Source organism: Xanthomonas sp. NCPPB 1067 (assembly GCF_020783795.1).
GTDB classification, from domain to species: Bacteria; Pseudomonadota; Gammaproteobacteria; order Xanthomonadales; family Xanthomonadaceae; genus Xanthomonas; species Xanthomonas melonis.
Genome location: NZ_JAJGQG010000012.1, coordinates 117007 through 127954, shown reverse-complemented (window position 1 = coordinate 127954; position 10948 = coordinate 117007). Strand labels below are relative to the sequence as shown.

7 protein-coding genes are annotated in these 10948 nt (G+C 67.3%); 2 read left to right on the top strand and 5 right to left on the bottom strand.

The window, feature by feature from the left end; all coding sequences use genetic code 11:
* From LL962_RS11470 to LL962_RS11450, 5 genes are all read right to left on the bottom strand, one after another.
* On the bottom strand, nucleotides 1-701 hold a 701-nt coding region (locus LL962_RS11470), incomplete at its 3' end, for an energy transducer TonB (protein WP_228316978.1).
* 138 nt (nucleotides 702-839) lie between these two features.
* Nucleotides 840-2405 carry a tryptophan halogenase family protein gene (locus tag LL962_RS11465; protein ID WP_228316977.1) on the bottom strand — a complete coding sequence of 522 codons (1566 nt, stop codon included), beginning with the start codon at nucleotides 2403-2405 and terminating at the stop codon, nucleotides 840-842.
* 9 nt (nucleotides 2406-2414) lie between these two features.
* Nucleotides 2415-3428 (bottom strand): cupin-like domain-containing protein, encoded by a 1014-nt coding sequence (locus LL962_RS11460; RefSeq protein WP_104587723.1) that lies wholly within the window; start codon nucleotides 3426-3428, stop codon nucleotides 2415-2417.
* Nucleotides 3418-4119: a SapC family protein gene (locus tag LL962_RS11455; protein ID WP_228316976.1), complete on the bottom strand. Its 702-nt coding sequence runs from the start codon at nucleotides 4117-4119 to the stop codon at nucleotides 3418-3420. Before LL962_RS11455 ends, LL962_RS11460 begins: the two co-directional genes overlap by 11 nt.
* A gap of 153 nt (nucleotides 4120-4272) precedes the next feature.
* The gene (locus tag LL962_RS11450) at nucleotides 4273-7287 is read right to left on the bottom strand and encodes a TonB-dependent receptor (RefSeq protein ID WP_104587722.1); all 3015 of its coding nucleotides are present in this window, start codon (nucleotides 7285-7287) and stop codon (nucleotides 4273-4275) included.
* A 248-nt stretch (nucleotides 7288-7535) separates the two neighbouring features.
* On the opposite strand from LL962_RS11450, the gene LL962_RS11445 reads away from it, so the two are divergent.
* Nucleotides 7536-8225, top strand: coding sequence for a glutathione binding-like protein (locus LL962_RS11445; protein WP_228316975.1), 690 nt, complete (start codon nucleotides 7536-7538; stop codon nucleotides 8223-8225).
* A 330-nt stretch (nucleotides 8226-8555) separates the two neighbouring features.
* A complete protein-coding gene (locus tag LL962_RS11440; protein WP_228316974.1) occupies nucleotides 8556-10784 on the top strand; it encodes a S9 family peptidase in 2229 nt (742 codons plus the stop codon).
* The last annotated feature ends 164 nt before the right edge of the window (nucleotides 10785-10948 follow it).

Here is a 10948-nt window from a genome sequence, read left to right as displayed (position 1 = left end):
GTCGGCGCGGCCGGTTCGGCCGGGCGCCTGGCAGCTGCCTGGCGCTCGGCTTCGGCGGCCTGCTGGCGGGCGGCTTCCTGCTGGGCGGCGATCTGCTGGGCCGCAGCGGCTTCGCGCGACTGCTGCTCGGCCAGGCGCTTCTGCTCTGCGGCCTGCTTGGCCTTGTCCTCGGCCAGCTTCTTGGCCTGCTCGGCATCCTGCTCGGAGCGGCTGGCGGCGGTCTTCATGGCGGTGTCCAGGCCGCTCTTCAGACGCGGCAGCGCCGGTGCCTTGGGGTCGACCTTTTCGATCAGCGCGATCAGCCGCTGCGCTTCGGGAAACTCCTCCCGGCCGATGCCCTGCTCGGCGGCGATCAGCGTGTACGGCATCAGGTCGGTCAGCGCGCTGTTGACGGTGGCGTCCTGCGGCTGCTTCTCGCGCAGCGCCAGGTAGTACTCCACCGCGTTGTCGCCGGCCGGGGCGTACATGCGGTTCTCCTGCAGCGCCTTGGTGGCCGATTCGCGCAGCTGGTCCGCGCCCATCGACTGCACTTGCGGCGAGACTGCGGTGGCCGGCGTCGGTGCCGGCGTGGTGGCCGGTGCCGCAGGCGTGGCAGCGGTGGTGGCGGCCTTGTCTTCCTGCTTGGAGCAGGCGGCCAGGCCGACCAGCAAAATGACCGGCGCGATCCGGCGTGCCATACGGCCCTGTGTCAGATCCAACATGCGTCCCCCTTACCCCGAGTGCGAAAGATACGTTGCTGCGGTGAGCGCCGGCCCCTGTTCCCGCAAGGGACGGCAAAGCCGCAATCTAGCATTGCTGGGGCGGTGGAAGCCAAGCCTTGCATCGGCCGGAGGCGAATTTCATCCTGCCGCGCTCCCCAGCGCCGCAGGGGACGGCAACGGTGTGGCCGCTTCCGGCGGCGGCGCGGCCGGGCAGTAGCGGTGCAGGAAGTCCGCATGCGCCGGCAGCCGCACCAGCGCGGCCTCCACCCGCCCGCGGATGCCCTGCAGGAACTGGCTCAGCTCCGTATCGCCCATCAGGTCGGCCACCGGGTGGTGCTGGCGGGGTGTGATGCCCTGGCCCAGCATGACCTGCACCCAGGAGTTTTCCGCGAACAGCTCGTTGCCGCGGTGGAAGACCCGCCCGCTCTCGCGGAACAGTTGCATCCGGTGGCGCAGCGAATCGGGGATGTCCATCGCCGCGCAGTCGCGCCAGAACGGCGTATCGCGGCGGTCGGTGGCGTGGTAGTGCAGGATCACGAAATCGCGGATATGCGCGATTTCCTCGGCGGCCTGGCGGTTGTATTCGGCAACGTCGACCGGGTGGATGACCTGTGGGAAGGTCTGCAACAGCCGCACGATGCCACGCTGGATCAGGTGGATGTTGGTGGACTCGATCGGCTCCAGGAACCCGCTGGCCAGCCCCAGCGCCACGCAATTCTTCTCCCACACCCGGTGGCGCTGGTTGGGGGTGAAGCGCAGCGCGCGCGGTTCGGTCAGCGCACGTCCCTGCAGATTGCGCTCCAGCACGGCCCTGGCGCTGTCCTGGTCGGTGTAGCGGCTGGAATAGACGATGCCGTTGCCCACCCGGTGCTGTAGCGGAATGCGCCACATCCAGCCGGACTGGTCGGCGCGCGCACGGGTGTAGGTCACCGGCGGGCCGACCGATTCGGTCTGCACCGCCAGCGCGCTGTCGGCGAACAGCCACTGCGACCAGTCCTCGCTGCCCACGCCCAGGGTCTTGCCGATCAGCAGCCCGGCAAAGCCGGTGCAGTCGACGAACAGGTCACCTTCCACGCGCGTGCCGTCGCGCAGCGTCAAGGCGGTGAGGAAGCCGCTCTCCGGGTCGGTGTCGACCTCGCCGATGCGCCCCTCGATGCGCCGCACGCCGAAGCCTTCGCTGAAACGGCGCAGGAAGCGTGCGTACAGGCCGGCATCCAGATGGTAGGCGTAGTTCATGCCGCCATTGGGCAGATGCGCGAAACGCCCTTCCTCGGCCGCGCGCAGTTCCAGGCAATAGTCGCCGAAGGCGCGCGCCACCCCGCGCTGGCAGCCTTTCAGCCAGAAGTGGTGGAAGCCGGCGCTCCAGTGGTCGGTGCCGGTATGCCCGAAGGAATGGATGTAGTGCCTGTCCACATCGCGCCAATGCTCGAAGGCGATGCCCAGCTTGAAGGTCGCCTGGGTGGCGGCCATGAACGTGGCCTCGTCGATCTCCAGCAGGCGGTGGAAGGTGACCAGACTGGGGATGGTGGCTTCGCCCACGCCGACGGTGCCGATCTCGTCCGATTCCACCAGGGTGATCTGCAGGTGCCGGCCCAGCAGCTTGGACAGCGCAGCAGCGGCCATCCAGCCGGCGGTGCCGCCACCGGCAATGACCACGCGGCGCACTGGGCGCTGGCGTGGGTCGGAAACGGGGGCGTGGTCCATCGGCAGTCCTCAGCGGTTCAAGCGTTGCAGCAGCCGCGCGCGCAGGCTGCGGGCACGGTCCGCGTCCATCGGTGCCAGCACGCCGCGTGCGGCCTCGGGCACATGCGCAGCGGTGTGCGCATCGGGCTCGAACACGTAATGGCGAAACACCTCCTGCCAGGTGGCGCGCTGTTCGGGCGGAAGATCGCGCACCGCCAGCAGCGCCAGCATCAGCGCGTTCATCGGCGAGTCCATATAGGCCGCGCTCTGCCGCCACCAGAAATTGACCAGCACATTGAAGCCCTCCAGCGCCTGCACGTGATGCCACCACATGCTGGGAATGAACAACGCATCGCCAGGTTCCAGCTCGGCGACGAGGGCGTGCTCCAGCGCCTGCGCATAGCGTGGAAAGCGCTGCAGATCCGGTGCGGCGATGTCCACCAGGCTGACCGGTTGCCCGGCCGGGGTGAGATCCAGCGGGCCGATATACAGATTGCGCAGCTGATCGGGCGGAAACAGGGTGAAGCGGCGGCGCCCGGCGACCACGCAGGCCAGGTTGTCCGGCAGGTCCTGATGGGCGGCGATGCGGGTGCGGTTGCCGATCCAGATGCTGGCCAGCGGTTCGGCCTGCGGCAGCGCGATCGGATTGTGCGCGCGCAGGCCGGGCAGGTAGGTGTCCAGCGTGGTGGAGCCGACATAGATCGCCGGCGGCTGCGGGTTGTCCAGGTCGCGCAGCAGCGTGTCCAGCACCACCCCCAGCGGCACGCGCTCGGGGCGGAAATTGAAGCCGCTCATGTCCGCGTTGTAGAAGAAGCGCCCGCCGATCTCCGGCGGCCCGACCTGGGCCACGACGGCCTCACCGCGGTCGTAGCCGCGCAGGTAGGCGGCGGCGGCCTGCGCGGACTGCGCGCCGGCGCGGGCCAGCGGCCAGTCGCGCACCAGTCCGCGCAGCACCAGCGGCGTGGTCGAGCGCAACAGCGCCGGATCCAGCTGCTGCGGATCCAGGCCGTGGCGTTCGTCGATAGGGCGCGGCTCAGCCGGCATGGCGACGGTTGAGGCGTTCGAGCAGGTGGCGGAACTGCGCGATCGAGGCCACTGCCATGTACAGCGGCTCCAGATCGCCGTGCCGGTGCAGGTCCAGCAGCGCGGTATTGCCGAGCGCGCGCAGGCGTTCCTCGTGCACGGTGTACAGACCGGCCAGACGGCAGTCCAGGCCATTGTCCAGGGTGGCTTCGAAGACGAACGGTTCGAGCAGCTCGTAGCGCAATGCGCGCTCCACGAACGCATCGCTCTCGGCCAAGCCGTCGTGCAGGGTACGCAGCAACTGGCTGATGTGGTCGAGAAATTCGGTGGTGCCGCCATGTTCGCGAAACAGCAGTTCGCCGTCGTGCCGGCCGATGCGTGGGCTGTCCAGGTCCACATGCACCATCGGCCCCTCCGGTTGCTGGCCGATCAGAAACGGTTGGCGCTGGATCGCCAGCGGCACATAGGGCGCATCCCAGCGCGCACCCTGCAGGAACAGGTTCTCGCCCAGTCGCAACCCCAGCAAGGCCAGCGGCTGAAAACGCCCGTTGCCGCTGCGGTGGAAGACGATCGGGTACTGCGCCTGCAGCTGGCGGAACTCCTGGGGAAAGGTCGCCGCCGACATCACGTCGTCGCCGTAGGCGGCGCCATGGGCGGTGATCACGCGCAGGTCGCGGTGATCGAGGTTGTTCAACAACACGGCATTGGTCATGGGGGCAGCCACATCACGCGGGGCGCGTGGCCCATGCTTGGACAGTTGCCCTTCGCCAGGCAAGTGCCGGATGGCCCGCATCCGGACACCGCACGGGAAGGTCGAAACAGCGACCCGGCAGACGCGCTGCCGGGTCGCCTGGAGCGGCTCACATCACCAGAACTTGTAGCGCAGGCCCAGCATGTAGCGCGGGCCGGTCTGAGTGGCGAAGATCACCTGGTTCGGATGACGGCCGTGCTGGCGCTGGACCGCATCGTTGAGGTTGATCGCCTCCAGGCTCAGCGACAGGTTCTCGTTCCACTGGTAGCCGATGTTGAGGTCCAGCTGCCCATAGGCTTCGGTATAGACCGGGTTGGGCTGACCGCTGCCGTCGAACCGCGCGGCCAGGAACTGGTCGCGCCAGTTGTAGGCGGCACGGATCTGCCACGGCCCCTTGTCGTAGAAACCGACCACGTTGGCCGAATCGCTCAGCCCTTCCAGCGCGAACTGCTCGCCGATGACGTAGTTGTCGTAGGTCAGGCCCGAGTCGACCATGGTGTAGTTGGCCGACACGCCGAAACCGCTGTCGCCGAACATGTGCTGCACGTTGAATTCCCAACCGTCCAGCGACGCCGAGCGCTGGTTGGCCGGCGCGGTGATGGCGAAGTTGGCCACCGGATCGCCCGGCCGCCCGCTGATCACGCCGGTGGCGTTGCCGTTGGAATCGTCGGCTCCGCGCACCACGCCGGGCTGGCCGTTGAAGTTGCGGAAGATGTAGTTGCGGATGCAGGTCAGGTCGGCGGTGGCACAGCTGTTGGCCAGCGCCTGGTTCCAGTACGCGCCGCCGATCGGCGTGTTCAGACCCAGCGAAGCATCGTTGCGGGTGGTCACGCCGACGTAGTTGTCGATGTTCTTGCGGAAGAAGCCCACCGATGCGTAGCTGGCGTCGCTGTAGTACCACTCCAGCGAGAAATCGATGTTGTGCGACAGCAGCGGCTTGAGGCCGGGATTGCCTTCCTGCCCGGTGCCGCCTTCGATGCGCGCGATCTGATTGAGCGTCTGCCCGCCCTGGATGTCGCCCCAGCCGGGACGGCCGATGGTTTCGCCATAGCTGCCGCGCAGCACCAGATCCTCGGTGAGCTTGAAGCTCAGGTCCAGGCTGGGCAGCCAGTATTCGTACTTGCCGCTGCCGCCGGAGAACGCCGAGTCGGCCAGACGGATCGGCAATTCGTTGTTGGCTACCCAGTCGATACCCACCGCCACCGGCACCAGCGCTCGCGCCTGGACCTCGGTTTCCTCATAGCGCACGCCGGCCGCCAGGGTGATCGGCACGCGCAGATCGTCCCAGCTGTTGCCCCATTGCAGGTAGGCGCTCTTGGACTTTTCGGTCACGCGGCGGTCGGTGTTGTAGATCGGCGACGGGCGGTACAGCGCGTCGTCGCCGGCGACCCGCGCGGCCGCCTGGCGCGCACGCTCGAAGTCGAACAGGAACAGCTGGCTGAACTGCGCCGGATTGCCGCTGCCGTCGATCGCATCGAAATAGCGCGGGAACGAGGTGGGAATCCACAGGTCGTCCGGGTAATCGGCTGCGGTACCCGCGCCGCCCCAGGTGTCGCGCTGCACATTGGAGAACGCCGAGCGGTTCTTGACCTCGGTGCTGCCGATGCCGAACTTCAACTGCGAATAGTTCTCGAAGGTGAAGTCGCCATTGACCTGCGCCTGGTCGATCTCCGACTTCATGTAGCTATTGCGGAAGGTGGAGCCGGTGACCAGGGTGCGAGAGGGATCCAGCCCGGTCAGGCCGAAGCCCAGCTGCTGCTGCAGCACCGGGAAATCCTTGCTGAAATCCACCACCGAGGTGCCGCGGTAGAAACCGGCCACGCCCAGCGAATTGCCCGAGCCGTAAGGGCCGTCCGGGCCGGCCTCGGCGGTGGAGCGGTGGACGTCGAAGTTCAACTTGAACTGGTCGTTCACCGCCCAATCCACGTTGAAACCCAGCGATTTGTTCTGGTTGCGGGTGGCCGCGTTGGAGCCGGCAGTGGCCAGATCGCTGGTGGCCGGATCGACGATCTCCGAATAGCTGATCGGGCCGGCCACCGGACCATTGGTCCAGGCGCTGGCCGACGGGCCGTAGTTGAACCACACCGACATTTCGTTGCGCTGCTGCTGGATCTTGTTTTCCGAGTAGGTGTAATCCAGCGTGGTGGTGATGTTGTCCAGCGGCTTGTATTGCAGGGTCAGCTGGCCGTTGGTGCGCTGGCGTTCCACGCCGACCACGCGGTAGTTGAGGTTCTGCGGCACCGAGTAGATGTCGTTCGGGCCGGGGCGGTTGACGATGTTCTGCGCGCCCGGCGTTCCGGGCTGCGGGATGGTGCCGTAGGCGGTGGAATCGCCGCGGAAGGCGCGCCAGCCGTTGGGCACGCCGACCTGGCTGTAGCCGAAATCGCGTTCCTGGTAGCTGCCGGTGACCGCAACGCCGAAGCGCCCGTCGGCCGAGGTGTTGCTGAAGATGCCGGAGATTTCCGGGGTCAGCGAATCGCCCTGCAGGCGGCCGGGCAGGTTCTCGTTGGACGCATCGTGCACGCCCTTCAGACCCACGTTGGCATGCAGGCCCGGGTTGTCCAGCGGGCGGGTGGTCTTGATGTTGATGCTGGCGCCGATACCGCCGGTAGGCGTGCTGGCGCGGCTGGTCTTGAACACCTCGATGCCGGAAATCGATTCCGACGCCAGGTTGGCGAAGTCGAACGCGCGCGAGTTGGAGGCGCTGGCATCTTCGATGGTGGCGCCCGGCATCTGCCGGCCGTTCAACAGCACCAGATTGAAGTCGGGGCCGACGCCACGCACGGTGACGCGCGAGCCTTCGCCCAGCGAGCGATCGATCGACACGCCGCTGATGCGTTGCAGCGATTCGGCCAGGTTGGTATCGGGGAACTTGCCGATGTCCTCGGCCACGATGCCGTCGACGATGCCTTGCGCATCGCGCTTGACGTTCATCGACGAGGTGAGGCTGCCGCGGATACCGCTGACCTGGACGGTATCGAGGGTGGCCGGATCGGCCTGGCTGGAGCCGGGTACGGTGGACGCCGATTGCGGCGCCGGCGCGGTCTGCGCAGCCAGCGGAGTCGACAATGCGAACAGCAGGGCAGACGTCAGGCGCCGCGTGCGCGGCAGAGTGCGTGGCTCTCTCACGATGATTCAATCCCCAAATGAAGAAGCACCGGTCCCGGGCGGGACAGGTGAAGGTCGTCAAACAATCGCGCATTTGTTAGCTGCCGCTTAACAAAGTCAATTTGCAGTGCAGCATCGGTCCGGAGCTACCGGTGTCACACAGTGTTCCGGTCCCGGCCGCGACTAGGCGCCTGCCGATCACGGCGCCGGCCTTACCATCGTGGGTCCCTGGCGCCGCCTGGCGTCGCCCTCGACAGTTGGAGCGCGTGATGATCGATCTGTACTACTGGCCCACCCCCAATGGCCACAAGGTCACCTTGTTCCTGGAAGAAGCCGGGCTGGATTACACCGTCAAGCCGGTCGACATCGGCAAGGGTGCGCAGTTCGAGCCGGCCTTCCTGCAGATCTCGCCCAACAACAAGATGCCGGCCATCGTCGATCATGCGCCGGCCGATGGCGGCCCGGCGCAGAGCGTGTTCGAGTCCGGTGCCATCCTGCTGTATTTGGCCGAGAAGACCGGCCGCTTCCTGCCGCGCGAGCCACGCGGCCGCATCGCCGCGCTGGAATGGCTGTTCTGGCAGATGGGTGGGCTGGGCCCGATGAGCGGCCAGATGGGGCACTTCAACGTCTACGCCCCGGAGAAGATTGCCTACGCGATCGAACGCTACAACGCCGAGGTCCGCCGCCTGCATGGCGTGCTCGACAAGCGCCTGGCCGCGCAGGCGTTCCTGGCCGGCGACGACTATGGCATCGCCGATATGGCCAGCTATCCATGGATCGAGGTGTACGCCGACCTCACGCCCGACTATGCCGCCTTCCCGCATCTGAAGCGCTGGCACGACGCCATCGCCGCGCGCCCGGCCACCCAGCGCGCCTACGCGCTCAAGGAGACGGTCAACCCCAACGCCGGCAAGCCGCTCAGCGATGAGGAGCGCCGGCACCTGTTCGGCAAACGCTGAACGCACCGGCAGAAGGCTGCGTAGCGCACCCGGGCGCGAACGCCTTACCGGTAACGCCCGTCGCGCCCATGGCCGCCGCCGCGATCGTTCGCGGCTGCACCTCAGTCTCCGAAAGGGGGAGTGCACGGCGCCACCGAAGACACGCAGTCACATGTCGGACGCTGGCGTTCGTGCGCCTGGGCAAACAGTCCGCACCCTGCGCCTGCACGATCCTGTAGCGCACCGCACCGAGCGCCAGCGGCGAGCATCACCGATCGCCACCGCGAGCGCGCGCTTCTCAAACCCCCTTCCCCCCTGCATCCTGTGCGCAGCCTTTCGTCAGGATCCTCGATGCGCGCCCTGTTCGCCGCCCTCGCCCTCATGCTCAGTCCCGTTCCCATGGCCCACGCCGAGAAGCTCACCCTGGAGGCCATCACCGGCCCGATGCCGTTGTCCGGACCGACATTGATGAAGCCCAAGGTGGCCCCGGACGGCTCGCGGGTGAGCTTCCTGCGCGGCAAGGACAGCGACCGCAATCAGCTGGATCTGTGGGAATACGACATCGCCAGCGGCCAGACCCGTCTGCTGGTGGATTCCAAGGTCGTGCTGCCGGGCACCGAAACCCTGAGCGATGCGGAAAAGGCCCGCCGCGAGCGTCAGCGCATCGCCGCCTTCGCCGGCATCGTGGATTACCAATGGGCGCCCGACGCGCACGCGCTGCTGTTTCCGCTCGGCGGCGAGCTGTATCTGTACGACCTGCGCAAGACCGGCGCGGCAGCGGTCCGCCAGCTCACCCATGGCGAAGGCTTCGCCACCGATGCCAAGTTGTCGCCCAAGGGCGGCTTCGTCAGCTTCGTGCGCGCGCGCAACCTGTGGGTGATCGATCTGGCCAGCGGCAAGCAGCTGCAGCTCACCCGTGACGGCAGCGACACCATCGGCAACGGCGTGGCCGAATTCGTCGCCGACGAAGAAATGGACCGTCACACCGGCTATTGGTGGGCGCCGGACGATTCGGCGATCGCCTTCGCGCGCATCGACGAATCGGCGGTGCCGATCCAGAAGCGGCCGGAGGTGTATGCCGACCACACCGAGGTGATCGAGCAACGCTACCCGCAGGCCGGCCAGCCCAATGTCGCCGTGCAGCTGGGCGTGATCGCACCGCGCGCAGACGCGGCGCCGCGCTGGATCGACCTGGGCAAGAACCCGGACATCTACCTGGCGCGCGTGGACTGGCGCGATGCGCAGCGGCTGACCTTCCAGCGCCAGTCGCGCGACCAGAAGACCCTCGAACTGATCGAAACCACGCTGGCCACCGGCCGGCAGCGCATGCTCGTCACCGAGACCTCGCCCACCTGGGTGCCGCTCAACAACGATCTGCGCTTCCTGAAGGACGGCCGGTTCGTGTGGAATTCCGAACGCAGTGGCTACGCGCATCTGTACCTGGCCTCCGAAGACGGCCGCACGCTCGCGCCGCTGACCTCCGGGCAGTGGGTCGTGGATGCGCTGCTGGCAGTCGACGAGCAGGCCGGGCTGGCGTACTTCTCCGCCAGCAAGGAGTCGCCGATCCAGACGCACGTCTATGCCGTTCCGCTCGCGGGCGGCGCCATCGAAAAGCGCTCAGCCACCCACGGCACGCATGCGGCCAGCTTCGCCAGCAACGCCAGCGTGTATGTCGATAGCTGGTCCAACACCGCCACGCCGCCTCAGATCGAGTTGTTCCGCGCCAATGGCGAAAAGATCGCCACGCTGCTGAAGAACGATCTGGCCGATCCGCAGCATCCCTATTCCAGGTACCGCGACGCGCAGCGGCCGGTGGAATTCGGCACGCTCACCGCCGCCGATGGCAAGACCCCGCTGCACTACCGGCTGATCAAGCCGGCGCAATTCGACCCGTCCCGGCGCTACCCGGTGCTGGTGTACGTCTACGGCGGTCCCGCCGCGCAGACCGTGCTCGATGCCTGGCCCGGTCGCGGCGATGCCTTGTTCGATCAGTATCTGGCCCAGCGCGGCTACGTGGTGTTCTCGCTCGACAATCGCGGCACCCCGCGGCGTGGCCGCGATTTCGGTGGTGCCTTGTATGGCAAGCAGGGCACGGTGGAAGTGGACGATCAGTTGCAAGGCGTGGCCTGGCTCAGGCAACAACCCTGGGTCGATGCCCAGCGGATCGGCGTCCAGGGCTGGTCCAACGGCGGTTACATGACCTTGATGCTGCTGGCCAGGCACAGCGAGGCCTATGCCTGTGGCGTGGCCGGTGCACCGGTCACCGATTGGGGCCTGTACGACACCCACTACACCGAACGCTACATGGACCTGCCGGCGGGCAATGCCGAAGGCTACCGCCAGGCGCGCGTGGCCACCCATGTGGATGGCCTGCGCGCCAGGTTGCTGTTGATCCACGGCATGGCCGACGACAACGTGCTGTTCACCAACGCCACCACGCTGATGAGCGACCTGCAGCAGCGCGGCACCCCGTTCGAACTGATGACCTATCCGGGCGCCAAGCACGGTTTGTCCGGCGCCACGGCCTTGCATCGCTACAGGACTGCGGAGGCGTTCCTGGCACGTTGCCTGAGCCCCTGAGCCCCTGAGCCCCTGAGCCCCCTGAGCGAGGCCTCCCGTCCGTCGGCCGGGGCCACGTCAGGTAGCGCGCGCAATCGGTCGTCACGCGCCGCCGGGAGCGCTGGCAGCATGCAGCAGCCCGGACAGTGCGCAGGGTATCGATGCAAGGTGCCGCAAGAGGCTGT